Source organism: Hirschia sp. (genome assembly GCF_058892565.1).
The window spans coordinates 15,271-40,707 of sequence record NZ_JBZXVU010000029.1; the positions used below are offsets into that span (position 1 = coordinate 15,271).

24 protein-coding genes are annotated in these 25,437 nt (G+C 46.5%); 14 read left to right on the plus strand and 10 right to left on the minus strand.

The genetic code is table 11. The features are described 5' to 3' along the window. Both AC5EF3_RS11425 and AC5EF3_RS11430 read right to left on the minus strand, forming a co-directional pair. Window positions 1-879 carry a sulfurtransferase gene (locus AC5EF3_RS11425; protein WP_493548134.1) on the minus strand — a complete coding sequence of 293 codons (879 nt, stop codon included), beginning with the start codon at window positions 877-879 and terminating at the stop codon, window positions 1-3. A 24-nt stretch (window positions 880-903) separates the two neighbouring features. Beyond that, window positions 904-1,902 carry a cysteine synthase A gene (locus AC5EF3_RS11430; RefSeq protein ID WP_015827183.1) on the minus strand — a complete coding sequence of 333 codons (999 nt, stop codon included), beginning with the start codon at window positions 1,900-1,902 and terminating at the stop codon, window positions 904-906. A 145-nt stretch (window positions 1,903-2,047) separates the two neighbouring features. Here AC5EF3_RS11430 and AC5EF3_RS11435 point away from each other — a divergent pair, with 145 nt between their 5' ends. Then, a complete protein-coding gene (locus AC5EF3_RS11435; RefSeq protein WP_493548135.1) occupies window positions 2,048-2,830 on the plus strand; it encodes a GDSL-type esterase/lipase family protein in 783 nt (260 codons plus the stop codon). A 37-nt stretch (window positions 2,831-2,867) separates the two neighbouring features. Here the strand turns inward: AC5EF3_RS11435 and AC5EF3_RS11440 are convergent, their stop codons facing one another. Then, entirely contained in the window at window positions 2,868-3,662 is a 795-nt protein-coding gene (locus AC5EF3_RS11440) for a S1/P1 nuclease (protein WP_493548136.1), read from the minus strand. A gap of 120 nt (window positions 3,663-3,782) precedes the next feature. On the opposite strand from AC5EF3_RS11440, the gene recO reads away from it, so the two are divergent. The 7 genes from recO to AC5EF3_RS11475 all read left to right on the plus strand — a co-directional run bounded on the left by recO (window position 3,783) and on the right by AC5EF3_RS11475 (window position 10,435). Further along, the gene (gene recO, locus AC5EF3_RS11445; RefSeq protein ID WP_493548137.1) at window positions 3,783-4,679 is read left to right on the plus strand and encodes a DNA repair protein RecO; all 897 of its coding nucleotides are present in this window, start codon (window positions 3,783-3,785) and stop codon (window positions 4,677-4,679) included. Between the two features lie 71 nt (window positions 4,680-4,750). Beyond that, the gene (locus AC5EF3_RS11450; RefSeq protein WP_493548138.1) at window positions 4,751-5,005 is read left to right on the plus strand and encodes a hypothetical protein; all 255 of its coding nucleotides are present in this window, start codon (window positions 4,751-4,753) and stop codon (window positions 5,003-5,005) included. Window positions 5,006-5,168: 163 nt separating this feature from the next. Next, window positions 5,169-5,723 (plus strand): hypothetical protein, encoded by a 555-nt coding sequence (locus AC5EF3_RS11455; protein WP_493548139.1) that lies wholly within the window; start codon window positions 5,169-5,171, stop codon window positions 5,721-5,723. An 87-nt stretch (window positions 5,724-5,810) separates the two neighbouring features. Continuing rightward, window positions 5,811-8,063, plus strand: a complete 2,253-nt coding sequence (gene parC / locus AC5EF3_RS11460; protein ID WP_015827188.1) for a DNA topoisomerase IV subunit A — start codon at window positions 5,811-5,813, stop codon at window positions 8,061-8,063. Window positions 8,064-8,139: 76 nt separating this feature from the next. Next, window positions 8,140-8,703, plus strand: coding sequence for a LemA family protein (locus AC5EF3_RS11465; protein WP_015827189.1), 564 nt, complete (start codon window positions 8,140-8,142; stop codon window positions 8,701-8,703). 100 nt (window positions 8,704-8,803) lie between these two features. Then, window positions 8,804-9,196, plus strand: a complete 393-nt coding sequence (locus tag AC5EF3_RS11470; RefSeq protein ID WP_493548140.1) for a DUF423 domain-containing protein — start codon at window positions 8,804-8,806, stop codon at window positions 9,194-9,196. Between the two features lie 138 nt (window positions 9,197-9,334). Further along, on the plus strand, window positions 9,335-10,435 hold the full coding sequence (locus AC5EF3_RS11475; protein ID WP_493548141.1) for a histidine kinase dimerization/phosphoacceptor domain -containing protein: 1,101 nt from the start codon (window positions 9,335-9,337) through the stop codon (window positions 10,433-10,435). Window positions 10,436-10,486: 51 nt separating this feature from the next. Here AC5EF3_RS11475 and AC5EF3_RS11480 read toward each other — a convergent pair whose 3' ends face one another. From AC5EF3_RS11480 to AC5EF3_RS11505, 6 genes are all read right to left on the minus strand, one after another. Next, window positions 10,487-12,085: a TRAP transporter large permease gene (locus AC5EF3_RS11480; RefSeq protein ID WP_493548142.1), complete on the minus strand. Its 1,599-nt coding sequence runs from the start codon at window positions 12,083-12,085 to the stop codon at window positions 10,487-10,489. Then, complete coding sequence (locus tag AC5EF3_RS11485; protein WP_493548143.1) at window positions 12,085-12,741, minus strand: TRAP transporter small permease subunit; 657 nt, start codon at window positions 12,739-12,741, stop codon at window positions 12,085-12,087. Before AC5EF3_RS11485 ends, AC5EF3_RS11480 begins: the two co-directional genes overlap by 1 nt. 24 nt (window positions 12,742-12,765) lie before the next feature. Further along, complete coding sequence (locus tag AC5EF3_RS11490; protein WP_493548144.1) at window positions 12,766-13,950, minus strand: TRAP transporter substrate-binding protein; 1,185 nt, start codon at window positions 13,948-13,950, stop codon at window positions 12,766-12,768. Between the two features lie 34 nt (window positions 13,951-13,984). Further along, entirely contained in the window at window positions 13,985-14,758 is a 774-nt protein-coding gene (locus AC5EF3_RS11495) for an arginyltransferase (protein WP_493548145.1), read from the minus strand. Window positions 14,759-14,768: 10 nt separating this feature from the next. Next, on the minus strand, window positions 14,769-16,625 hold the full coding sequence (locus AC5EF3_RS11500; RefSeq protein ID WP_015827196.1) for an SLC13 family permease: 1,857 nt from the start codon (window positions 16,623-16,625) through the stop codon (window positions 14,769-14,771). Between the two features lie 90 nt (window positions 16,626-16,715). Then, window positions 16,716-17,627: a flagellar motor protein MotB gene (locus tag AC5EF3_RS11505; protein WP_015827197.1), complete on the minus strand. Its 912-nt coding sequence runs from the start codon at window positions 17,625-17,627 to the stop codon at window positions 16,716-16,718. A 212-nt stretch (window positions 17,628-17,839) separates the two neighbouring features. Here AC5EF3_RS11505 and AC5EF3_RS11510 point away from each other — a divergent pair, with 212 nt between their 5' ends. The 6 genes from AC5EF3_RS11510 to AC5EF3_RS11535 all read left to right on the plus strand — a co-directional run bounded on the left by AC5EF3_RS11510 (window position 17,840) and on the right by AC5EF3_RS11535 (window position 25,193). Next, window positions 17,840-18,721: an NAD(P)-dependent oxidoreductase gene (locus AC5EF3_RS11510; protein WP_493548152.1), complete on the plus strand. Its 882-nt coding sequence runs from the start codon at window positions 17,840-17,842 to the stop codon at window positions 18,719-18,721. After that, window positions 18,721-19,413 (plus strand): 6-phosphogluconolactonase, encoded by a 693-nt coding sequence (pgl, locus tag AC5EF3_RS11515; protein ID WP_493548146.1) that lies wholly within the window; start codon window positions 18,721-18,723, stop codon window positions 19,411-19,413. Before AC5EF3_RS11510 ends, pgl begins: the two co-directional genes overlap by 1 nt. A 433-nt stretch (window positions 19,414-19,846) precedes the next feature. After that, window positions 19,847-21,784 carry a PrkA family serine protein kinase gene (locus AC5EF3_RS11520; RefSeq protein WP_015827201.1) on the plus strand — a complete coding sequence of 646 codons (1,938 nt, stop codon included), beginning with the start codon at window positions 19,847-19,849 and terminating at the stop codon, window positions 21,782-21,784. 6 nt (window positions 21,785-21,790) lie between these two features. After that, window positions 21,791-23,089, plus strand: coding sequence for a YeaH/YhbH family protein (locus tag AC5EF3_RS11525; RefSeq protein ID WP_493548147.1), 1,299 nt, complete (start codon window positions 21,791-21,793; stop codon window positions 23,087-23,089). A 32-nt stretch (window positions 23,090-23,121) separates the two neighbouring features. Further along, window positions 23,122-24,708 (plus strand): SpoVR family protein, encoded by a 1,587-nt coding sequence (locus AC5EF3_RS11530; protein ID WP_493548148.1) that lies wholly within the window; start codon window positions 23,122-23,124, stop codon window positions 24,706-24,708. A gap of 197 nt (window positions 24,709-24,905) precedes the next feature. Continuing rightward, on the plus strand, window positions 24,906-25,193 hold the full coding sequence (locus tag AC5EF3_RS11535; protein WP_493548149.1) for a GIY-YIG nuclease family protein: 288 nt from the start codon (window positions 24,906-24,908) through the stop codon (window positions 25,191-25,193). 55 nt (window positions 25,194-25,248) lie between these two features. Here AC5EF3_RS11535 and AC5EF3_RS11540 read toward each other — a convergent pair. Further along, window positions 25,249-25,437 (minus strand): hypothetical protein (locus tag AC5EF3_RS11540; protein WP_493548150.1); only part of this gene is annotated, 189 nt, incomplete at its 5' end.

Here is a 25,437-nt window from a genome sequence, read left to right on the forward strand (position 1 = left end):
CTAGCTTTCCAGATCAGCTTTTGTGTGGACTGGGCAGTATTCTGTTCCGCCCCACTCGGACCATGAACCGTCATAAACAGCGACTTCTTCTCGTCCGATAACCGCAAGACCAAGTGCTAGAATTGATGCTGTAACACCTGACCCGCAAGTTGTGACGATGGGCTGATTCAAGTCCAAACCAATTTCAGTTAGGACATCAATTATGGTTTCGCTATCCTGAAAATGACCATCATCGCGCAGCAATGCTGAATGCGGTAAATTGAAAGCGCCGGGCATATGCCCAGATTTTAAACCGGCGCGAGGCTCAGCTGCTTCGCCAAGAAAACGCGCTGAATTGCGGGCATCAATGATTTGCTTGTTTTGTTTCGTCACATGGGCGCGCATCTCTTCAAGATTTGCGACGAGGGAAGCGTTTAAGTTTGCTTGATACACACCTGAATGCGGTTTGCGTATAGGGCCTGTTTCAAAGCCGCCATTCACGTCTTTCCATGCTTGCAAACCACCATTAAGGACAGCGACATTTGTGTGTCCCATAACTCGAAAGGTCCACCATACACGCGCTGAGGCGATCCAATTATTTTGGTCATACACAACAATCGCATCATCATTGGAAATGCCAAGCGCAGACATCTCGGCACTAAAATGGATGGGATTGGGCAACATATGGGGCAGGTCACTGCTTCCATCTGCGATTTCATCCAGTGAGAAAAACACAGCATCAGGAATATGGCAGTCTTCAAATAATTGCTCACCCGATTTTTCAGGATTCAGGAATGGAAGCATATATGTTGCATCCACTATTTTAAGGCCTTTACGCCCCCAGTTGGTTTTGAGCCATTGGGCAGATACGAGCGGTGAGTCAAAGTGTATTTCGGTCATTGTAAAATCCCTTAGAAATCCACTCTACATCCAAGGTGGGGTTGGTAGGCCTTTTTCTTTCAAAAACACAGGATTGTACATTTTTGACTGATAGCGATTCCCATAATCACATAGCATTGTCACAATGGTTTTTCCTGGTCCCATGCTTTTTGCCAGTTCAATAGCACCGGCTATATTGATACCTGCAGAGCCACCCAGACACATGCCTTCATTTATCGTAAGATCATAAAGAATTTCCAGCGCCACTTCATCCGTGATGCGAAAAGCGTCATCAAGCTCAAGGCCTTCTAGGTTTGCCGTGATCCGCCCTTGGCCAATACCTTCAGTAATGGATGTGCCTTCAGATTTGAGTTCACCGTTTTTATAGTAACCATAAAGGGCTGCACCACCTGGATCAGCTAGGGCACATTGGATGTCTTTATTGCGATCCTTTAAGGCCATAGCGACACCGGCAATTGTTCCACCAGAACCGGCTGCACAAATAAATCCGTCAACTTGACCTTCAGTCTGTTGCCAGATTTCAGGGCCGGTAGTGTCTATGTGAGCTTGGCGGTTAGCGATATTATCAAATTGGTTGGCCCAGATGACGCTCTTGTCAGATTTGCTCGCTTCTTCTTCAGCAAGTCGACGAGAATAGTGAATATAGTTGTTTGGATTTTTGTAGGGCACCGCATCCACTTCAACCAATTGAGCACCAAGGAGGCGGATAGCATCCTTTTTTTCTTGACTTTGTGTGCGTGGCATTACAATTTTTGTTTTATAACCCAATGCGTTAGCGACAAGAGTTAAACCAATACCTGTATTTCCCGCTGTGCCTTCAATAATGGTCCCGCCTGGCTTAAGAGATCCATCTGCTTCGGCTGCACGGATAATTGAAAGTGCTGCACGATCTTTCACGGACTGGCCCGGATTTAAAAATTCTGCCTTTCCCAATATCGTGCAACCGGTCAATTCAGATGCTTTGCGAAGCTTGATGAGCGGTGTGTTGCCAATGGCATCGACGATATTGGTGTGAATAGGCATGAATGCAGGCTCCTGCAGAAGGAATGAAATTGTGACTCTGTCAATTTAATAACAGAGCGTGTAGGCATCAAGGTGAGAAGAGGCAACTAGATTGTTTAGTATCAGTAAAGTATGAAACTGAAAGCGATCTAGAGGGAAGGTTGAGTTGGTTAAAAGAAATAGTCAAATAGCTATAGCTATATTTATGATGCTAGGCGGTGTTTCATGTACAAGGGAAACGCTGGAAAGCCCGACTCCGCAAAAAACAAGTCAGATTGTCGTAGAGAAAAAAGTTGAAATTCTTCCCGTTGAAAGTGCTGGCATTGAAGTATGGGAAGGTTTCCCCAGTGATGGCAAAAAGCATGTTGCGCGGCGCCTCAAAGAAATAGACAAACTCGCGCCGGCAAATTCGGGTGTATTATTCCTTGGCGATAGCATCACTGAATTAGCACCATTGGACGTATTATTCCCCGAAGTTGAAACCATCAATTATGGTGTAAGCTGGGATGTTACTGATGGTGTTTTACTGCGCACATCTCAGATATGGAAAAACAAACCCGATCGCTTATTCATAAAAATAGGCACAAATGATTTGTATTTCGGCCATGATAGTCAGCATATTGCTGAGAATATCGGGTTGATTGTCGATCAAACATATTGGCATCTTCCGCAGACAGAAATTTTCGTGCTGTCCATATTGCCGCGCGGCGTTGGGCTAGCCAATGAAGTTAAGGCCGCCAACGCAGCCATTGAAGATATGCTTCAATATAAAGACGTGCAATATCTTGATATTTATCACGGGTTTGACGATGGCAATGGCGTCATGATCACAGAATATTCAGATGATTCTCTGCATTTGAATGAAGCTGGATATGCAAGATATGCCCAGTTGATTTCAGACTGCGTGACAACAGGCTGCAAACCTCCCGTGAAAAAAGAGACTTACTAAAAGCACAGTCTCTTTTTCCTTTGGTGATTGTTTGTTTTTACTCTCCGAAAATTTCGTTGAGATATGCCGCAAGACGTACGCCTGATTGGCTCAAACGTTGGCGCATGACAGGGCGGTGGTCATATATATATTGCCAAGACAAATCTGTTTCGCCGTCTTTAGGATAGATGCTAGGGCGAATTTCTTTACTCTCAGCAATCCATACAGACGGATCTGCATTATACCATTCTTGCGCCAATTCAGGTGTGATTTTACGGTCTAACCAGTGCGCCATTTCTGTATAAGAAAGTTCTTCATCTTGAACGAGTTTTTCATCCCAGATTTCATGCAGGTTTGATGCTTCACCCTTAAACATGATTTCCACTTTATTGCCGCCCCAGTCATCTCCTTTGCCGACATGTAAAGGTTGGTGCAGATCGCTGACAATGTGGATCACCATGATCAAGGCAAGGCGTAATTCTTCAGCGCTAGATTCGTTATTTTGCAGAACAGTTTTAAAGCGCTCTAGGCCGGTAAATGCATCGCCTTGTTTTGGGGCACCGGCTTCTGCATATGATTGTGCGTCAGGTACAGTCACAAAATGAAGCGGGTAGGCTTCGCGCTTGAAGAATTCATTATCACTGGAGCGCATATAATCAGGCCAAGTTGACACTTCAGCCATGTCTTCAACACCGAGAATCGCTTCCACAGCAACTTTTGCCTGATCGCTAAGATAACCTTCCGCAATCTCACCCGTCACGCGGTGGCCCAATTTGCCCCATGCATGTGCCGGAAGGCTGAATGAGCTTGCAGCAATACAAGCGGAGATGGCGGCTGAAATAAGTAAACGCATGAGCTGACCTTAAAACCAATTTGAATGTTTGCGAAAAACCTATGCGGATAGGGCCATAAAAAGCAATCCAAATCGACAAACTTCATCAATCCTTTGCAAAACGACTTTGCGAAATCCGCAATGCAGCTTAACCATATCCATATGGCAGAATGGTCCGATACAGCAATATCTCTTGGTGCACGCACATTTGGTGAAACAGATGTGATCCTTGATGTGTTCACGCCCAGCCGTGGTCGCACGCGCGGGCTTGTCTATGGCGGTATCTCGCAAAAAAAACGCCCAATGATTGAAGCGGGCAACACTATAGATGTGCAATGGAAAGCCAAAACAGAATCCAGCCTTGGTCATTTCTCTGTGGCCGATGCCATAAATCAACGCGCCGCTCGCTGCATGACAGACCCTTTGGCGCTGGCGGGTCTATCTGCGGTCACATCCATTTTGCGCGATGGCTTGCCAGAAGGTGAGGCCAAATCAGGGCTATACGAAGCCACAGAAACACTCCTCGATGTCATGGGTGAGCCAGATATTTGGCCCGCTATTTTCATCAAATGGGAATTGGGGTTTCTGCAACAAATGGGATATGGGCTTAATCTAGAGACATGCGTTATCTCTGGTGCCAATGACGGGCTCACCCATGTTAGCCCCAGATCAGGTTGCGCCGTGCGCGGATCAGAGGCTGAAGAATATATAGACAAGCTCCTCTCATTGCCAGCCTTTCTGACAGATTCAAAAGCACCGCCAAGCCCTTATGATATTGGCGCAGGATTTAAACTAACCGGCTATTTTCTCACGCGCCGCCTCTTTGCAGACATCAACCGCGACGCACCCGAAGCGCGCTATCTCATGCTGGAACGCTTGGAAAAATCAGGCCGAATTTTACACACAAAAGAACAAGCCCAAATAGCCCCAAAACCAACGGCCACAGCCCAAGGCAATTATATGGGCGCAAAACCCAATGTGCCCGAACACAAAAAGGTCGGCCGCCATATAAGACAGCCTATGAATCGGAAGGATTAGAGCTTTTATATTGCAATTGTTTCTGATTTGTTCTAATTTTTATGCTTCCAAATTAAGTGTCGGGGGATAAAATGTCGGAAATGTTTGGTATTCAAGCCACTATGGGGCGAAACGGAGTCCGTAAAGTATTGATCAATGTATTTTCGACCATTGGAATCGCTGCGTTGTTGGCTGCGTCAGTGGGATTATTGCAATTAGATATCAATAATATGAGCGAAGCAAAACGGCGTTCACTTCCTATGCTAAATCTGATGGCAATGATAGCAGGTTTGAGTTTTGTATTCGGGGCTGCTAAAATAGCGGCTGGAATAGAAAAGGAAGATTGATATGCAAGCGCTTACAATAGCTTTGATTATCGCAAGCATCTTTGCGATCATTTTATCTTTCTCTTTAGATAATTTATTGAAACCTAAGAATAAGTAGCCCGATTTTCGATATCGAAACAGTTAAATTTGGTATTGAATTATTCTTTAAGAGGCGCAGATAATTATGTCTGAATATGCATTTGGGTTAGTGAAACCACAAGACATGATTGATAAGCTTGAGCGAGAGATTGGTCGACTTGTAGCGTCAGAAACTAATTCCAATATCGATCATAAACATCAAGCTGATCACGCTTTTAATTGTGCTGTCACTGCTTGGCATATTACTGATTGGATGCACGTGGCTCAATTACGTACTGCTTCTGTGAACTCGAAAAGTTTAGGAAATTTTCAAAAACAATTGATTGATGATTGTTTTGAGCTTGGTATCTGTAAGGACTTAGCAAATGGATCAAAGCATTTCAAAATTGATAAACCTGATAAGTCCATTGTTTCTAAAACACTCAATAAAAAGACAGTCGGGGGTGGTATTTTACAGCCTGTAGTTCAGCCGATTCTTGGCCCTGTAGTTTCATCAGTATTCGGAGGGTATCAAGTTCTCGAAGTGCAAGTTTTATTAAAAAATGGAGCTAACATAAAGGCTAGCCTATTTTTTAAGGCAGTTCATAAATATTGGAGGCAGTTTCTCTCCGATGCATCCACTCACAACATCCATCCTTAACCACACTTGGCGGTTGGAACAATTCGTCTTAGACAATATGGTTAAGAATCAAAACACCCAAATCAGAAGACAAGCGTAAGATCCTCCATGAGCGATGAATTCAAGACTGATGACCAAGACAATGGTATAATCGAAGAACCCATGTCAGATGCGCTTTCCAAGCGCTACCTTGCTTATGCTTTGTCAACCATCACGTCTCGTGCGCTGCCGGATGTGCGCGATGGGCTAAAGCCTGTTCACCGCCGTTTGATGTATGCCATGCGCTTGCTGAAGCTAAACCCAGAATTGGCGTTTAAAAAGTCTGCGCGTGTGGTTGGGGATGTGATTGGTAAATACCACCCCCACGGTGATGCTTCCATTTATGATGCGCTTGTGCGTTTGGCTCAAGATTTCAACGTGCGTTATCCGCTTGTGGATGGGCAGGGCAATTTTGGGAATATTGACGGCGATAGCGCAGCCGCCATGCGTTATACAGAATCGCGTCTAACACCCGCCGCCCAGCTATTGCTAGAAGGGCTGGATGAAAACGCGGTCGATTTTAAAGAAACCTATGATGGCGGCGATAAAGAGCCGGTCGTCTTGGCGTCTGGTTTCCCAAATTTATTGTGTAATGGTTCATCTGGTATTGCTGTGGGGATGGCGACAAGCATTCCGCCTCACAATGCAGCTGAAACCATTGATGCATGTATCCATTTGATCGAAAACAAAAGCGCGACAACCGCTGACCTTGTTAAAATCATGCCGGGGCCGGATTTTCCAACAGGTGGTGAAATCGTTGAGGACGAAGACAGCATCCTTAAAGCCTATGAAACAGGGCGCGGCGGTTTCCGTATGCGCTGTAAATGGGAAAAAGAAGATCTACCACGCGGCCTCTGGCAAATTGTGGTCACCGAAATTCCTTATCAGGTGCAAAAATCCAAACTCATCGAACGTCTTGCTGAATTGATCGAGACTAAAAAAGCGCCGCTTCTTGATGATGTCATGGATGAAAGCGCCGAAGACATTCGCGTCGTGCTCGTGCCGCGCAACAAGCTGGTTGATCCAGATGTTTTGATGGCAAGCCTATATAAAATGTCAGACCTTGAATCGCGCTTCTCGCTCAACATGAATGTGCTGGACCATAATGTGCCGCGCGTGATGGGGCTAAAGCAGGTTCTGCAATGTTATTTGGCTCACCGCCAAGAAGTGATTGTTCGCCGCGCACAGCACCGCCTCGATAAAATCGAAGCCCGTCTGCACATTCTTGAAGGGTATTTAAAAGCCTATCTCAACATTGATGAAGTGATCCGCATCATCCGTTATGAAGATCACCCAAAAGAAGAATTGATGAAGGCGTTCAAGCTCTCTGAAATTCAAACAGACGCTATCCTCAATATGCGTTTGCGGGCATTGCGCAAACTTGAAGAAATCGAAATCCAAGGCGAGCACGATAAGCTAACACAAGAACGCGACAAGCTTGTGCAGCTTATCGGTTCTGAAGCGCGCCAATGGACGGAAGTGAAACGCCAGCTAAAAATCGCGCGTGAGGTGTTTGATCCAGAGTCAGACCTTGGTCGCCGCCGCTCCAAATTTGGCGTTGCTGTTGAGATAGATGCCGACGCTGCGCTTGAGGCCATGATCCCTAAAGAGCCGATCACAGTTATCCTCTCCAAAATGGGTTGGATACGTGCGCTTAAAGGGCACAATCAGGCGATGGATAAACTCAAATTCAAAGATGGAGATGAACTCGCATTTACGCTGGAATGTCAGACGACAGATAAAGTCGTTTTGCTAGCATCGGGCGGTAAAGCATTCACATTCGCGGCAGATAAATTGCCAAGCGGGCGCGGTCATGGTGAACCGATCAGACTCTCCATTGATTTACCAGAAGATGAAGAGATTATCGCCACTATCACACCAAAAACTGGATACAGACGTGTTGTTGCATCCACAGCAGGTTATGGTTTTGTCGTGAATGAAGAAGAACTCGTCTCACAAAAACGCGGCGGTAAAGTGATACAAAACCCACCCGATGGCGCGACTTTTGCGTTCTGCCCGCGTGTTGAGGGCGACATGGTGGCCGTTATTGGCGACAATAAGAAAATCCTGTTTTTCCCACTAGAAGAACTCCCAGAAATGGCGCGCGGTAAAGGCGTGAAGCTTCAAAATTACAAACAAAGCGGACTTATCAATGAACAACTCATGGATATCTGCACATTTGATTCTGAAGATGGTTTCTTCTGGAAAGATACAGGTGGGCGCAATATCTCGCTCAATGAGTGGCGTGACTGGCTTGGAAAACGCGCAGCAGCAGGTAAATTAGCGCCTAAAGGCTTTAACCGCACTGGAAAATTCAGTTAGGCTTTTGCACTGTTTGCAATTTGTGTTTAGAGTTTTTCCTAAGGAATAAGTGTTTCATATCTGAGGGGAAAACACGATGATGCCATTATATATCGCCTTGGGCGTAATTGCGCTGATCGTCATATATCTGATCGCGCTTTACAACGGTCTTGTCGCTAAGCGCCAGCAATGCAATGAGTCCTTTTCTGGCATAGATGTGCAGTTGAAATTGCGCCAAAACCTCGTGCCAAATCTTGTTGACACTGTGAAGGGTTATGCTTCCCACGAGCAGGAAACACTTGATCAGGTTATTTCAGCAAGAAACTCTGCGATCGCCGCAAATGGCCCAGCAGAAGCCAGCGCTGCCGAAGGTATGCTAAGTGGCGCTTTGGGGAAATTGTTCGCATTATCTGAAGCTTATCCAGACTTAAAAGCCAATACAAACTTCCTTCAGCTTCAAAACGAGCTATCTCAAATTGAAGACAAAATCGCTGCAGCGCGCCGTTTCTACAACTCTGCGGTTGGTGATTTCAACACAGCGATAGAGCAATTTCCTGCTGTTATGCTTGCTGGTGGGTGGGGCTTTAGTAAACGTGAATTCTTCGACCTAGGCGAAGAAACACGCGCAGACCTTTCAGTCGTCCCTGAAGTGAAATTCTAGTTTGTAGAAATCAAGAATATAAAAGTGAAGTTTTCGGCCACAAATCTTCTCCGTTTTTTATTATAAGAGAGGCGAGCAAGTTGATCTTGCTTGGAAAAATATGAGCCGATACACATGCTTTAAAGTCGCTGCTTTATTCGCGTTCTTTGCTGTGATGCTAGGAGCGTTTGGTGCACATGGATTGCGTGGTGTACTGGACGAGCGCCATTTGGCCACGTTTGAAACAGGCGTGCGCTATCAGTTTTATCATGCTGTTGGTCTGTTTATTATAGGCTTTCTGATCACCTTAAATCAGGGCGTAAAATGGCTGGGTTATGCCAGTTATTTTCTAAGTGCCGGTATTATTTTGTTTTCAGGTTCACTTTATTTGCTGGCATGTAACCAAATCGCTGACATCCCCGCTTGGGTTGGCCCTATCACACCGCTTGGTGGATTGTGTTTTATGATAGGCTGGATCTGCGTGTTTATATCTCAATTTAGCATCAAGGCTTGATGGCATATAAGGCATCAGGGGCGCTACAGTGTTAACGAAAGCTGAGATAAAATAAGGGATTGCCGCATCGAAATTGGTTGGCTACTCTCAAATATATCAATGCCAAACGTATTGCGTACTTATTTCCGGAAGACATGAATGATTGCAGACTCGCATCCAAAACAGGCTGAACGCCTTGTTGCGTTAAAAAGCTACGGTATTTTGGATACCCCGCGGGAAGCTGACTTTGACGATATTGTTGAGCTCGCGTCCACTGTTTGTGGAACCGCTATCTCCGTGGTTAATTTGATTGATGCTGATCGTCAGTGGTTTAAAGCTGAGGTTGGCTTGGGTGTCCGAGAAACGCCTTTGGAGACATCAATCTGTTCCCATATTATCCTTGAAGATGATTTCGTCGAAATTCCAGATACGCTCAAAGATAATCGGACAGGCGACAATCCATTATGTCTTAGTGATCAAGGGTTGCGATTTTATGCAGGCGCATTGCTCAAAACGTCTGAAGGATTACCAATCGGCACATTGTGCGTTCTAGATCATGAGCCACGCAAGCTTAATGATTTTCAAAAAAAGACTCTCAATACATTGGCCAAGCAAGTTATGCGTGAACTTGAATTGCGTATGGCATTGGAAGAACAAGAAGTTTTACGACGTGAAATGGATCATCGCGTTAAAAACTCTCTTCAAACAGTGGCTTCGCTTGTCAGGCTCTATAAATCAAAAGGCCATCCAGAAAGTGCGGAAGCATTTGATGCGGTAGCACGCAAAGTAGAGGCGATCTCGCTTCTGCATGAAGAATTACATCAAACAACCAGCAATGAAATGGTGCCGATGAAGCGCTTTATTCAAAAGGTTGTTGATTTACTTCAAAAGTCAGCACCTGCGAATGTGACAGTTGAGTTTGCGGGTGATGCATTGGAAATGAAGTCCGAGGATGCATCCGGAATCGCGATGATTGTTAGTGAGTTTGTTGCCAATTCCATAAAACATGCGTTTCCCGATGATCGGGAAGGCGTTATCAAAATTACACTTCACATTGACGGCGTCGCCGGATGGCGGCTCGCATGTCATGATGATGGCGTCGGTTCAGCCCATGAAAATACCTCCACCAGCAAGGTTGAGGGCTTAGGATTGAAACTCATTAATGCTGTCGTTTCAAAAATGCATGCGCAAACAACCCGTGGTGCTGATGCAGATGGCTATCATATGACGATTGTTTCAAATCCGATTATTGAAAGCTAAATATTGAATTTTGGGTTGGCTCATTCCTAAAGTTGGGAATGCTTCTATCCCTCATATTAAAGCGGTCACTAATTGTGGAATAAACACCACAGCTAGCAGTGCAATAATTTGCAATCCAATAAATGGGATAGCGCCGCGCCAAATATCTGGCGTGTCTATTTCTGGCGGAGCTGCCCCTTTTAAGTAAAACAGCGCAAATCCAAATGGCGGCGTTAGGAAACTGGTTTGCAAGTTCATCGCCATAAGAATGGCCAACCAGACTGGGTCCGCGCCTAGCATAATCAGGGGCGGTGCAACCAGCGGCACGATAATGAAGGTGATTTCAAGAAAATCCAGAAAGAAGCCCATGAGGAACATGACGAGCATTGTCACGGCGAGGGCACCCCACATACCGCCTGGAATATTTATCAATAAATGCTCTATGAATTCATCACCGCCAAGACCGCGAAATACGATAGAGAATAGGCCAGCACATATGAGTATGAGGAATATCATAGAGGTAATCTGAGCGGCGCTATTAAAAGAGGTCTGGAGTTTTTGACTGCTTCCCAGCGTGAACAAAGAAGCAAATGTTCCAGCGCCTATCAAACCGCATATGAGGGCAGCGTATATCTTACCCAGCAAAGAACTGGTGAAGAACAGGCTTGGTGGCGCATCTTCGGTTAAGTTTCCTAACCAGCCAAGCTTTAATCCCCAAACCGTTAGAATGAGAAGAATTAGTGCAAAAGCCCCCGCTATACTTATTGCCATAAATGGAGATGTTTTTTCATCATCCAGCCGGATACGAATACCGGCCAATATTATCGCTCCAATAGCGCCAACAGCTGCGGCTTCTGTGGGAGAGGTGAACCCACCAAGAATAGACCCCAGCACTGCAATGATGAGTGTTATTGGTGCGATGAAAGAAAAAGCCGTGCGTGCAACAGAAGGGATGTCCTGATCTTGATCAATATCTATGTTTTGAGAACGAGCGGGCATGGATGCCGGGTTTTTAATGGCCATAAACGCCAAATAGGCAAGATAAAGTCCGACAAGCAGCATTCCGGGTAATAACGCACCGGTGAACAAATCACCCGCACTGACAGGTGAGGGCGGCTGCCCCATTGCTTGGCGGGCTTCGGCATTCGCATTCGATACAGTATCGGCTAGCACAATCAAAACAATAGAAGGCGGGATGATCTGACCAAGCGTCCCAGAAGCGGCAATCGTGCCGGCTGCAATGCGTTTGTCATAGCCTTGCCTGAGCATGCTGGGCAGGGCGATCAAAGTCATTGTGACCACTGTTGCGCCGACAATCCCTGTGGATGCGGCTAGCAAAGCGCCGACTATTACAACAGCATAGCCAAGTCCGCCGCGCACTCCTGAGAGTAATCGACCTGTTGCAATGAGAAGATCTTCTGCGACCCGGGACTTTTCCAAGATTACGCCCATAATCACAAAGAGCGGCACCGCAGCAAGCACTTGATTACTCATATTTCCAAGGATACGGCTCGGCCAGAATATCAATGCACGTGGTTCAAACACGTCAAAGGCGACGCCAAGTGCGGCAAATGCGAGTGCAATGCCCCCTAGTGTCAAAGCGACCTGATAACCGGCAAGCAATGCTATGAAAGCAGCCGCAAACATGAGTATGTGAAGATAATCAGCCATTAATTATCTCCTGTGTCAGTCGTTTTAAGGCTTGGAATTTCTTTTAGAATCCCAACTGCTTTGGTTGCATTCGCCCACCCTTGCAGCGTCATCATTACGGCAAAAACAGGCACCAAAGTCTTGAAGAGGAAAAGAAGCGGTAAACCATCGGGTTCGGTTGATAATTCCATTCGACCAGACAAGGCACCCCATGCTCTGGCTAATTGAGGCTCATAGGAATCTAGGATCAAAATCATAAGCGGAAATAAAAATAGATATGTACCTACCAGATCTACAATAGCCCGCTGTTTTTTAGTGAAATTTGCGTAAAAAATGTCAACGCGTACATGACCGCCAGAATTGAGCGCGCCAGCCGATGCAAACATGAAACAAGTGGCAAACGCATATATCCATATATCTTTTAGCCAACTGAAACTCAGGCCGAAAACATAGCGCATCAAGACGGCGGTCAGCATGCCAGCGGCCATGATAAAGCCTGCCCAACCCGCAATGTTCAGCATGGCTTTGCTCAGTCCATCAATAAGCTGAACCATACCTTTAAACTTGTCTCCAAAGTGAGGAAAAGCCAGCAAAAACAATGGAACCAGCAGGACTGGTGACAGAACAAGGCCTACATAATGTAGGCCTTTCCCAAGGAGAAGTGCGGTATCGGACACGAATTAATTCTGAGCGTTAGCTCATTATCCTTTGGAGCGTGAGTTTAAGAAAGGACCATCTGCGACACTGCCCCATAAGGCATTTGCAGAAAGTGCTTTTTCAAAGCTCTCATAGATTTTTTTCTCAAGACCGCCGCCGCTACCGGCTTGCGCACGCACGTCTTTGGAGATTTCGCCTATGCGGTTGAGAACTTCAGGAGAGAATGTGCGTAGCTTTACATTATGCTCTTGCTTGAGTGTCTGTAGGCTGATGGAATTATTGTATGTAAATTCACCTAATGACAAATGGTTAGCTTCATTACATGCAACTCTAACTGCCTGTTGCTGCCTCGGTGTGAGGCTGTCCCATACTTTACGGTTCATACCACATGAGAGTGATGAGCCGGGCTCATGAAAGCCGGGGCCATAATAATATTCGGCCTGTTGATAGAAGCCCAAAGCAAGATCATTCCAAGGGCCAATCCATTCTGTCGCGTCTATTTGACCTGTTTGAAGCGCTTGATAAATTTCACCGCCAGCAAGTGTTTCAGCAGCTCCGCCCAATTCGCGAATAACTTGACCGCCAAGGCCGGGAATACGCATTTTAAGGCCTTTAAAGTCCTCAAGCGTGTTGACTTCCTTGCGAAACCATCCGCCCATTTGCTGTCCAGTATTTGCGCCTTGAAATGCAATAACGCCGTATTGGCCGGACAATTCTTCCCATAATTCCTGACCGCCACCAAAATCAATCCAACCCATAATTTCATTTGCGGTCATGCCCATTGGGACAGCTGTGAAAAAGTTGAATGCTTTGGATTTAGATTGCCAATAATATTCAGCACCGTGATACATGTCGGCTGCGCCGGAAGCGACATCGTCAAAAGCTTGAAGTGCGGGAGACAATTCGCCTGCTCCATACACTTTAATATCTAATTCGCCCTCAGTGAGTTCTTTTGTCCGTGCGGCGAGACGTTGAGCCGCAGTAAACAAGCCGGGTAATCCTTTGGGCCATGTTGTGACCATTGTAAGTGTACGTTTTTTTCTAACAACTGCCGGTGCTTGCACATCATCTTTAGCGGCGGCGTTATTGCTTTCTCCACATGCTGCGAGTGCAGTGGCCGCGAGGCCAAATCCAACTCCGCCAAGAATGCCGCGCCGTGTTGACGCCATTGCTGAGCTATTTGCATTTGCTACATTATTGTTTTTTGTAGTCTTTGTTGAATCAGTCATGCGATTCCTCCCGTTTTCTATCAATGAATACGTGCTAGCATTCATCGTCAAGCAGTGGACGCCAAACATCGCCTTCACAGACCTCTAAAGGTTTGTAATTGCTTTTATATCCCATTTTTTCGGAGTTTTTGACCCAATAACCCAGATAGACATATGGTAAATCCAGTTCTTGGGCGAGGCGAATATGGTCGAGCACCATAAATGTACCAAGTCCACGTGCTTTTTCATCTGGGGAATAAAAAGAATAAACCATGGAAAGGCCGTCTCTAAGAACATCAGAAAGGGCGGTCGCTGTTAGAATGCCATCATCGGAAGCATACATAGCCGGTTGTCTGTATTCAAAAACAACAGTTCTGACAGGGCTTGCATCGACCATTCCGATATAGTCACGCATGCTCATATCATTCATGCCGCCATTGTCATGACGCGAATTTAGATATCTTTTCATCAATCTAAATTGCTCATTACTTGCTGTTTTTGGGCACGGCGTTCTGGCAAGGTCATCATTTTTTGATAAGACACGCCGCCAGCGTTTGGACCATTTAAATTGACGCACATCAATACGTACAGATTTACACTGCTGACAGGCCACACAAGCTGGTCGATAGGCGATAATCTGAGACCGACGAAAACCAACACGCGTCAGGGAATCATTCAATTCAACTGAATTTGTCCCAGTTAAATTGGCAAATATCTTACGCTCTTTTCTATCAGGCAGATACGGGCAAGGCTGCGAAGTCGTAATATGAAATCGCACGCTGCGCGCCACGTCTGGCGGAATAAAAAAGGTGTTATCGTTTTCTTTCATTTGGAGCCCATTATGCTCCGCTTAAGTCAAATTGCCAGCCCGCAATAAAGGTAAATACAATCCAAATTAATAAAACAAGCGGCGTTCCGAACTTGACATAATCTCCAAAGCGATAATGGCCCGGTCCCATCACCAATAAATTTGTCTGATAGGCAATGGGAGTCGCGAATGCACAATTGGATGCATAAATAACGGTGAGCACAAAAGGTGTCGGATCGAGATTGAGCTGGCGTGCTGTTGCAATGGCTATCGGCGTAAAGATAATCGCGGTTGCTGAATTAGAGAGTAGGTTCGTGACGAGCGCGATAGTAATGAACAAAATCGATAATATGGCGAGGGGGCCGTACGGCGCTGCAATGTCTACTGCTTTTTGAGCAACGAAATCGGCTGCTCCAGTGGCCTCTAGAGAGGCCCCCATAGCGAGAGCTGCTCCAATAAGAAGGAATATGCGTAAATCTAAAGCCCGCGCAGCTTGGCGAACATTTAAACAACCAAAACTTATCATTGCGACAGCTCCTAATAATGAGGCGTGCAATATGTTGAGAAGACCTGTTGCTGCAAAGATAACGACGGCAAGAGCGATTAAACGCGCATAAATAGCTTTTGTCAGATCTGGAAGGTCTGTGCGAGACCAATCCAAAAGGAGTAGATCGCGGTCCGTGCGCATTTCGTCAAAGGCTTGTCGCGTGCCACATAGTAATAATGTGTCACCCGATTCGAGTCTGATTTCACCAAGGCGTGCGCGAATCATTCTTGAACGACGTTGAACACCCATAACCACAGCATCGCTGCGATTAGCATATCCCATTTGATCAATTGTTCTGGATATCAGACGAGACCCTGGTGATACGACAGCTTCTGACAATGAAAGCGGCGGTGGATTACCTGAGGCTTCATCATATTTCTCAAAACCACTGCGCCATATAGACCGTAGAAGTTTGGGTCTTCTTGATAAAACCTCTGTTAGAGATTTGCGAGTCGCTGCGACAATGATCAAATCCCCCGGCTTTAACGTAAGGTCCTCAAAAGGGGGTAGAATAGTGTCTTGACCGCGTTGGACCATGCGCACAGTCATATTGGGCAAATCTGGGAACATGCCGGCGACAGATTGTTTGCCTTCCATCGGGTGATCATGAGTAACTTCTATCTGCGCGATAAATTGCTTACCCGTACCTTTGTTGGAGCTTTCTCCCTCTGCTTCTCTACTCGGGAGCAAAATAGGGGCGAAAATTATTATGTAGGTAAGACCAACAGCCGCCAACATTAGCCCGACAGGGGTGAGTTCAAAAAAGCCTAATTCGCGTCCTTCCAGACGTAATAGACTCTCGGCTGCAAGGAGGTTGGTTGAAGATCCAATAAGTGTGGTCATACCCGCAAGGACAGACACGAAGCTTAATGGAATAAGGAGTTTTGAAGGGGCTGCTCCAGTGCGTCCAGCAATGGCGCTCATAATCGGCAGAAACATCACAACGACGGGCGTGTTGTTGACGAAAGCGGATGTAACAAAAACAGCCATAAATGCCGCGACCAGCGTTAATCTGGGGGCAACGGCATATGATTTTAACAATCGTTGCGAGGGGCCATCTAAGGCCCCGGTCTGAAACATACCTTGCCCGACAACTAGCAAAGCCATGATTGTTACAAGAGCAGCATTTCCAAATCCATTTAGGAGCAATTCAGGTGGGATTGGTTTCCCATCTGCTCCAACAGCAAATGGCATTGCAAACAAAAAGAGCAAACCCGTGACGATTCCAACAGAGACAAGCTCCATCGAAATGCGTTCATACATATAGAAACCTATGGCTAGAACCACGACACCAAGGCTTATCCACATGGTTAAGGCAGATGTAATCTGAGTTAGGAGCATATTTATCCCAATTGCCTCTCGAGCAGATCAATAGCTCGCAGGACACTAAAAGCCTCTACAAAATAAATGTCTAGTAAGTCGTGAGGCTTATTATAGAGAATGGTTGCTTGGAAGCACAGGAGATTCTCTCAATAGGACGATTGAAATTCGACGATTTCCTGGCAAGTCAGGGTCGTCTGGATAAAGAGGCTCTGAGCCAGCTTTACCTGAAACCTGATAAATGCGATCAGCATCTAGACCTGAACTTTCTAGAATACTGCGGGCTGAATTGGCGCGATCAGAAGATAATTGCCAATTAGAATAACCCTCTACGCCTGTGGGAAGGTCGCCTGTGTGACCAGAAATTGATACACGATTTGGTAATTTCATAATCACTTGAGACACGGCTGCCAGAATTTTTTCTGCGCGGGGCAGTGGTTTTGCTGATGCAGCGGCAAACATGGCGCGGCCTTCTTGATCGACGATCTGAATGCGCATGCCTTCAGGTGTTTGGTCAATCACGAGGTGTTTGGAAAGCGCAGCAAGGTCAGGCATGTCTTGCATAGCTTGTCTTAAGCTCTGTTCGGCGCGCTCAAATTCTGCTTGTTCGCGCATGGCAATGGCTTTGCTCATCGCACTTTGAGAAACTTCTTTGCTTTTATTTGTTTCGTTTGACGGTGTTCCAGCATTTTTTGTCGAGGTTCGGCGTTTGGAAGCTGTTTGCTTGCTCTCTGGCATTGGACGATTGGTTCCACCCGAACGCGCACCATCATCCTGAAAGCTTGTCCCGCCCAGCATACCGTCAGATCCTTGACGTGATTTTGAAACGCTTGCAGGCGCGAAATAGTCCGCAATACCGCGTTTCTGGTCCGGTGATGTGGTGTTGATCAGCCACATGAGCAGGAAAAACGCCATCATCGCTGTCACGAAGTCAGCATAGGCCACTTTCCAAGCACCACCATGATGGCCACCACCTGAAACTTTTTTGACCTTCTTGATAACGATGGGTCTGTTGTCAGCCATGCGTTTTGTCTCTCACCTCGTCAAAATGCGTGTATTTTGGGAAATTAGGCAATTATGGTTAAGGCGAAGTGCATGAATTAGGTGGAATAGACAAAAAATAGTGAGAAATAGTATCAAAATACTATCGACTCCATTGAGCCTAGCTCTGGTAAAAATGCTGAACTTGTCATGATATACTGTCGAAATAGTGCTGATTTATTGGAGGTTATATGATGACAAAGTGTGCATTTTTGGGTTTAGGCGTCATGGGTGGACCTATGGCGGGATGGCTCGCCACAAAAGGTCATTCTGTGACCGTCTGGAATAGAACCATCACCAAAGCAGATGCGTGGGCGTTAAAATATAAGGGCCTTGCTTGTGCAACACCGCTAGATGCAATTCAGGATGCAGAGTTTGTCATGATGTGTTTAGGGGATGACCCTGATGTTGATACGGTGTTTGAGCAAATCGAAACCGGCATCAAGCCGGGCATGATTGTGATTGATCACACAACAACATCCGCAGACCTTGCAAAAAGGATATCCGATAAATGTTCAGCTAAAGGCGCTCATTTTATTGATGGTCCAGTTTCTGGTGGTGAAGCAGGTGCGGTGAATGGAAAGCTAACGGTTATGGCAGGCGCTGATGAAGCTGTGTTTGAAAAAGCCGTTCCAGTGATGCAAGCCTATGCCGCAACGATAACTAGAATTGGCGAGGTTGGCACCGGCCAACTAGCAAAATCAGTCAATCAGATTTGTATTGCAGGTGTGTTGCAAGGCTTAGCCGAAGGGCTGCACTTTGCCATGAAGCATGACCTTGATACAGATCAAGTTCTTAAAGCGGTTTCAGGTGGATCGGCGCAGTCTTGGCAGATGGAAAATCGTGGCAAGACAATGGTTGCAGGCGAATATGAATTTGGCTTTGCCGTGGATTGGCTGCGTAAAGATCTTCGTATTGCGTTGGATGCTGCTCGTAAATCAGGTGCGAGCTTGCCTGTTACGGCTGTGATTGATCAATTTTATTCTGATGTGCAGAAAAAGGGTGGTGGACGTTGGGATAGCTCCAGTCTATTGACGCGTCTCAATACTGATAGCGATATCATAAAGGACAAATAATGAGCTTCGAAATTTTTGAAAACAAAATAGACCTTGTCGAACGTGCTTATGAAATCGTTTATGAAGCACTTGATGTCGGTCTCGCTCAGAATGGAAGCGCAAGTTTGATGTGTTCGGGTGGATCTACACCCGGTCCATTGTATGAGCAGCTTTCAAGCTCAGACTTGGATTGGTCAAACATCAATGTTGGTCTCGTAGATGACAGATGGGTTGCGCCAGATCATGATCGTTCCAATGAGAAATTGCTTCGCAATACGCTATTGAAGAATGCAGGGGCTGCGGCGCGTTTTTTCCCTATGTATGTTGAAGGTAAAAGCGCAAAAGAGGCCGTGGATCAGCGCGGTGATGAATTTGCGACAATCTCGCTGCCATTGGATGTGGTTATCTTGGGGATGGGGCCAGATGGTCATTCATTGTCTTGGTTTCCCAATGCAGACGGTCTTGCTGAGGCGACAGATCCAGATAATGAATCGCTTATTGCCGCTGTTATGGCCAATCGCTCAAAAGTGACGGGTGATGAACTGGAACGCATGACATTGACTTATAAAGCGATAGCTCAATCCAGCACCGTTATTTTGATGATGACAGGCGCTGATAAACGCGAAGTCTTTGAAAGTGATGATCAATCCCTTCCGATAAAAACGCTACAAAAAGCTGCTGGTGACCGCCTCATCGTGCTTTGGGCTGCGTAGTCCCAATGACCAAATAGCGAGCAGATGCGTGTCATTTATCACGCATTTGCCGCAAATTTGGCATCAAAACTGCATTAATTTATTCCATATTTAACGAAACTATCCCACACTTTCATACAGTGTGGTGGAAGTTTTGTCTTAAAATCTGGCTCTAGTGTCCGGACGATTTCGCACGTCTATCGCGACCTATCCCCCTGATCACAACCTTGTAACATATGCTTTTTTCGCTTTGGAAATTTGCATTTTGCCCTCATGATTCAGACGTAACGAGTTTTGTCTGAACAGGAGGCGTCATGCCGAAAGTGCTTCAGGTTGGAACTTCCGGGCCTTTTGTGTCTGGTCGAAACATTACCCGCCTTAGAGGGCGACGGTCTCGTTACCATACAACCCAAATTCAAATTCAAAATCTAACTCTAATGACGGAGCGAACAGCATGAGCGAACTTTTTGACTCTTACACACGCGCCTTTGAAGCCCGTCGCGAAACAGTTATGAGCCTCCAAGACTATCTGGAGGGCTGCAAAAGCGACCCATTAATGTATGCCGGACCACATGAGAGATTACTGGCGGCCATTGGTGAGCCAGAAATGGTGGATACTTCCAAAGACCCGCGTTTGGGTCGAATATTTATGAATAGAACTATCCGCGTTTACCCAGCCTTTAAAGAATTTTACGGCATGGAAGAAACCATTGAACGCATTGTGGCGTTTTTCCGCCAAGGTGCACAGGGTTTAGAAGAACGCAAACAGATCCTTTATCTCCTCGGCCCTGTGGGGGGTGGTAAATCCTCATTGGCTGAACGCGTAAAATCATTGATGGAAGAAAATCCAGTTTACGTGCTGAAAGCAGGCGATGATGTGTCACCGATTTTTGAAAGTCCGCTTGGACTTTTCGAAGCCGATACCTATGGCGAACAGCTTGAAAAAGAATACAATATTCCCAAACGTCGTTTAAATGGCTTGATGAGCCCTTGGGCTTTAAAACGCCTCGATGAATTTGGCGGCGATATCACCAAATTTAAAGTCGCTAAGCTAATGCCATCGCGTTTGCGTCAGGTGGCGATCGCCAAAACAGAACCGGGTGATGAAAACAACCAAGATGTGTCTTCATTAGTTGGAAAGGTGGATATTCGACAGCTAGAATTTCACTCTCAAGATGATCCAGACGCATATTCATATTCAGGTGGTTTGAACCGCGCCAATCAAGGTGTGCTTGAATTTGTTGAGATGTTTAAAGCACCCATCAAAATGCTGCACCCTTTGCTTACTGCAACCCAAGAAAGCAATTATGTGGGGTCTGAAAATATCGGCGCGATACCCTATACCGGTATTGTGATGGCGCACTCCAATGAAAGCGAGTGGAAATCCTTTAAAAACAACAAAACCAATGAAGCCTTTATCGACCGTATCTATGTGATCAAAGTGCCTTATTGTTTGCGCGTTGAAGAAGAGGTGAAAATCTACGAAAAACTTGTGGCCAGTTCCGAACTTTCCGAAGCGCCATGTGCACCCGGAACGCTTGAAATGCTGGCGCAGTGTTCTGTACTTTCGCGTTTAAAATCTCACGAAAATTCAACGCCATATGCAAAAATGCGCGTCTATGATGGCGATAGTTTAAAAGATGTCGACCCTAAAGCGCGCACCATGCAAGAATATAAGGATGTTGCCGGTGTTGACGAGGGGATGAATGGCATCTCCACACGGTTTGCTTTTAAGGCTCTATCAGCGACCTTCAACCATGACACAGAAGAAGTGGCGGCTGATCCCGTCCATCTTATGTATGTGCTGGAGCAATCCATAAAAAGAGAGCAATTTCCCGAAGAAGTCGAGAGCGCATATCTAAGCTATATCAAAGGTGAGCTAGCGCCGCGTTATGCCGAATTTATCGGCCATGAAATCCAAAAAGCCTATCTTGAAAGCTATCATGATTATGGGCAAAACCTGTTTGATCGTTATGTCGATTATGCAGATGCATGGATTGAAGATCAGGACTTTAAAGACCCTGATACGGGGCAATTATTAGACCGTGAATCACTCAACCAAGAGCTTTCTAAAATTGAGAAACCAGCTGGAATTGCCAACCCGAAAGACTTCAGAAATGAAGTGGTGAAATTCTCATTGCGGACGCGTGCGAATAATTCAGGTGAGAACCCAAGTTGGACCTCCTATGAGAAAATCCGTGAAGTGATAGAGCGGCGTATGTTTGCGCAGGTTGAAGAATTGCTTCCGGTTATTTCTTTTGGTTCCAAAAAAGACTCTGACAGCGAGAAAAAGCATGACGAGTTTGTCGATCGCATGATCGAGCGCGGATATACAGGACGTCAGGTTAGACGACTTGTTGAATGGTATATGCGCGTCAGACAGGCGGGGTAGTCGCACATGCACATTATTGACCGACGACGTGAAGGGGGCAAAAGCCTTACCAACCGACAACGGTTTTTAAAGCGTTCAAAAGCGCTTGTAAAAAAAGCAGTAAAAGATGCCTCTAGCGGGCGCTCTATCAAAGATGCAGGCAAGGGCGGGGATATTGTTATCCCCGCTGACGGCGTCCACGAACCGTCTTTGCGCAAAGGACGAGAAGGCGGTCGGCGCGAACGTGTCATGCCGGGAAATAAGGAATTTCTCGAAGGTGACCGCATTGAACGCCCTGAAGATGGGCGAGGACGGGGCAATAAAGCATCTGATTCAGGTGAGGGCGAGGATGACTACACATTCAACCTGTCCAGCGAAGAATTTATGGAGCTTTTCCTAGAAGACCTTGAATTGCCAGATTTGGCAAAGCGTCAGGTTATGGGTGTTGAAGATGTGATCCCTGAACGCGCCGGATTTCAATCTGCTGGATCACCGTCAGCCATTGCGATTGGCCGGACTATGCGCAATTCCATGTCGCGGCGGGTGGCATTGCGCCGTCCACGTGATGAAGAGATTGAGGCTGCCCAATCAGCAATTACAAAACTGATCACTGATGAAGCGCCCGCAGCTAAAATCAAAACAGCTGAGGAAAAACTCGCCACGCTCAATCGGCGCCGTAAGTTTATTCCCTTCATTGATCCATTGGATGTGAAATATCGCCGGTTTGAAGGGGTGCCCCAGCCTGTCGCGCGCGCTGTGATGTTCTGTTTGATGGATGTGTCAGGGTCTATGGATGACCACATGAAGGATTTAGCCAAGCGTTTTTACAGCCTGCTCTATCTATTCCTGAAAACACGCTATAGCCGCGTGGAAGTGGTGTTTATTCGTCATACGCATGAAGCAAAAGAAGTCGACGAGCAGACATTCTTCTATAGCCGAGAAAGCGGCGGCACAATCGTCTCTACAGCTTTAGATCAGATGTTTGACATCATCCGCGAGCGTTATCCTGCCGATCAATGGAATATCTATGCAGCACAGGCATCAGATGGCGATAATCTGCCGTCGGATAACCTGAAAACAATCACCATGCTGCAAGATACAATTCTGCCGCTCTGCCAATATTACGCCTATCTGGAAGTTGGCAATGAGGATCAACAACGTTTTCGTATGTCGGGTGATGAAGAGACGGGCCTATGGCGCGCATATCATCATCTCGTTGAATCGGGCGGCGCGGTTGAGATGCGCAAAGTAAAGCATAGGCGGGAGATTTTCCCTGTATTCGCCGAGCTGTTTAAAAAACGTGAAACGGCCAAAGCATCCGCGTAAATTAATGAAAACCAGAAAGTGTGAGGCATGACATGACCGCACAGACAAAGACAAAAAAGAAGAAACAAAAAACCCAACCACTCGCAGGTGAGAACTTGCTGTTTACGGGTGCAGACTGGGATGCACCGCTGATCGATAAAGTTTATAATGCCATCGAAGACATCGCGATTGGCGAGATGAAGCTTGATCCCTATCCCAGCCAGATTGAAGTGATCACATCTGAGCAAATGCTCGATGCCTATGCCTCCACAGGTATGCCGTTATTTTATCATCATTGGAGCTTTGGCAAGCAATACGCCTATAATGAGAGCATGTATCGCAAAGGCTTTCAGGGCTTAGCCTATGAAATCGTGATCAATTCCGATCCGTGTGTGTGCTATATTATGGAAGAAAACTCCGCCACCATGCAGACATTGGTGATCGCGCACGCAGCCTTTGGGCATTCGCATTTCTTCAAGAATAATTATGTCTTCCAACAATGGACGGACGCAAGCGGCATTATTGATTATCTGGCCTTTGCCAAAGCCTATATTGCCAAATGCGAAGATAAATACGGACCTGATGCCGTCGAGCGGATGATTGATGCCGCCCATGCCCTGCAATCACATGGCATTCATCGCTATCCCAAAAAACGCCAAGCCAGCCTAGCCGAAGAAGCCGACCGTGAGCGCGTACGCCGCGAGCATGGCGAAGCCCTGTTTAATGATTTATGGCGCACAGTGCCAGAAGGTGAAGAAAAGAAGGTCAGCCCCGATGAGGCAATGCTCGCCAAACAGCGTGAAATCCTTGGCTTGCCCGAAGAAAACATATTGTATTTCTTGGAAAAGACAGCGCCCAAACTGGCCCCTTGGCAGCGCGAAATCATCCGCATTGTCCGCCTCATCGCGCAGTATTTCTATCCCCAACGCCAGACAAAAATGATGAATGAGGGCTGCGCCACCTATACCCATCATCGCATCATGACGCGCCTTCACGAAAAGGGGCAAATCTCAGATGGTCAGTTTATGGAATTTCTGCATTCGCATTCCGGCGTGGTGATGCAGCCCGACTTTGACGATCGGCGCTTTAACGGCATCAATCCTTATGCGCTGGGCTTTGCCATGTGTGAGGATATTGAGCGCATCTGCAATGAACCAAGCCAAGAAGATTTGGAATGGTTTCCCGATATTGCCGGCAAAGGCAATCATATGGATGTGCTCAAAGATATCTGGGCTAATTTCCGCGATGAAAGCTTTGTGCTACAATTTTTATCGCCCCACCTTATCCGAAAAATGGGCCTATTTCACATCGTCGATGATAGTGATGAAGAGGAAATCGAAGTCGCGGCCATCCATGATGAACGCGGCTATCTAAAAGTGCGCAGGGCGCTCTCGCGTGATTATGATGTCTCGCGATCAGACGCGAATATCCAAGTCTCAGACGTAGACCTCGCCGGCGATCGCTGTCTAAACCTCACCCATTATGTCTCTGAAGGCGTGCTCTTGGATGAGAATGACACATGGCGCGTCTTGCGACACCTCGCCAACCTCTGGGGCTATCCCGTCTCCCTCAAAGAAGTCGACCCAGACGGCAAAATCATGGAAATGTATGAGTTAGAACCAGAAGATGCGATGGGGTAGAGAGGGGCGCTCCTCTGCTAAGGGAGTATGCACAAATCCGTTCTTTCCTACCAACACCGCTCTTTCCCGCCACACCGTTCTTTCCCGCGAAGGCGGGAATCTCATGAGAGTACGCCCCATATTCACCAAAATCCCTTCCTTCGAAGGGATGAGCGGACTATGATGGTCTTACGAGGGGGGAAAGGTTGGGAAACCACATGCCATTTTATGTCTATATCGTCACTAATAAACGCCAAGGTGTTTTATATACAGGTATGACGGACGATATAAATAAGCGTGCATGGCAACACCGTAATCATACATCAGATGGCTTCACGCATGGCTATAATTGCGAAACATTGGTTTGGTATGAACTCCATGACACGCGGGAAAGTGCTTTCATCCGCGAACGTCGTATGAAAAAATGGAAGCGGCAATGGAAGATCAATTTGATCGAAGAAACCAACCCAGATTGGACCAATTTAGCCAACGAGCTCATTCTCTAAACAATCACGTCCCATAATTCCCAAAAACCCGCTCATCCCTGCGCAGGCAGGGATCTCACAAAATACTGGAAACATCGCCCAAGATTCCCGCCTTCGCGGGAAAGTGCGGATGTCGATAGAATGAGCGGATGTTGCGAGTTTCTAAGTCTGGGAGGTATATGGATTTCTCCAATCTTATCCCACCCCACACAAAGCCTATCATAATACCTCTCATCCATCCCATGAGGGCGGCGCGCGACCTAGT

What these genes read in the sequence shown, in the direction of transcription:
- AC5EF3_RS11425 (WP_493548134.1), bottom strand. Translation starts at nt 879, where the DNA reads ATGACCGAAATACACTTTGACTCACCGCTCGTATCTGCCCAATGGCTC.
- AC5EF3_RS11465 (WP_015827189.1), top strand. Translation starts at nt 8,140, where the DNA reads ATGATGCCATTATATATCGCCTTGGGCGTAATTGCGCTGATCGTCATA.
- pgl (WP_493548146.1), top strand. Translation starts at nt 18,721, where the DNA reads ATGAGCTTCGAAATTTTTGAAAACAAAATAGACCTTGTCGAACGTGCT.
- AC5EF3_RS11525 (WP_493548147.1), top strand. Translation starts at nt 21,791, where the DNA reads ATGCACATTATTGACCGACGACGTGAAGGGGGCAAAAGCCTTACCAAC.
- AC5EF3_RS11530 (WP_493548148.1), top strand. Translation starts at nt 23,122, where the DNA reads ATGACCGCACAGACAAAGACAAAAAAGAAGAAACAAAAAACCCAACCA.
- AC5EF3_RS11470 (WP_493548140.1), top strand. Translation starts at nt 8,804, where the DNA reads ATGAGCCGATACACATGCTTTAAAGTCGCTGCTTTATTCGCGTTCTTT.
- AC5EF3_RS11455 (WP_493548139.1), top strand. Translation starts at nt 5,169, where the DNA reads ATGTCTGAATATGCATTTGGGTTAGTGAAACCACAAGACATGATTGAT.
- AC5EF3_RS11430 (WP_015827183.1), bottom strand. Translation starts at nt 1,902, where the DNA reads ATGCCTATTCACACCAATATCGTCGATGCCATTGGCAACACACCGCTC.
- AC5EF3_RS11510 (WP_493548152.1), top strand. Translation starts at nt 17,840, where the DNA reads ATGACAAAGTGTGCATTTTTGGGTTTAGGCGTCATGGGTGGACCTATG.
- AC5EF3_RS11475 (WP_493548141.1), top strand. Translation starts at nt 9,335, where the DNA reads ATGATTGCAGACTCGCATCCAAAACAGGCTGAACGCCTTGTTGCGTTA.
- AC5EF3_RS11495 (WP_493548145.1), bottom strand. Translation starts at nt 14,758, where the DNA reads ATGAAAGAAAACGATAACACCTTTTTTATTCCGCCAGACGTGGCGCGC.
- AC5EF3_RS11520 (WP_015827201.1), top strand. Translation starts at nt 19,847, where the DNA reads ATGAGCGAACTTTTTGACTCTTACACACGCGCCTTTGAAGCCCGTCGC.
- AC5EF3_RS11490 (WP_493548144.1), bottom strand. Translation starts at nt 13,950, where the DNA reads ATGACTGATTCAACAAAGACTACAAAAAACAATAATGTAGCAAATGCA.
- parC (WP_015827188.1), top strand. Translation starts at nt 5,811, where the DNA reads ATGAGCGATGAATTCAAGACTGATGACCAAGACAATGGTATAATCGAA.
- recO (WP_493548137.1), top strand. Translation starts at nt 3,783, where the DNA reads ATGCAGCTTAACCATATCCATATGGCAGAATGGTCCGATACAGCAATA.
- AC5EF3_RS11440 (WP_493548136.1), bottom strand. Translation starts at nt 3,662, where the DNA reads ATGCGTTTACTTATTTCAGCCGCCATCTCCGCTTGTATTGCTGCAAGC.
- AC5EF3_RS11505 (WP_015827197.1), bottom strand. Translation starts at nt 17,627, where the DNA reads ATGGCTGACAACAGACCCATCGTTATCAAGAAGGTCAAAAAAGTTTCA.
- AC5EF3_RS11450 (WP_493548138.1), top strand. Translation starts at nt 4,751, where the DNA reads ATGTCGGAAATGTTTGGTATTCAAGCCACTATGGGGCGAAACGGAGTC.
- AC5EF3_RS11480 (WP_493548142.1), bottom strand. Translation starts at nt 12,085, where the DNA reads ATGGCTGATTATCTTCACATACTCATGTTTGCGGCTGCTTTCATAGCA.
- AC5EF3_RS11535 (WP_493548149.1), top strand. Translation starts at nt 24,906, where the DNA reads ATGCCATTTTATGTCTATATCGTCACTAATAAACGCCAAGGTGTTTTA.
- AC5EF3_RS11500 (WP_015827196.1), bottom strand. Translation starts at nt 16,625, where the DNA reads ATGCTCCTAACTCAGATTACATCTGCCTTAACCATGTGGATAAGCCTT.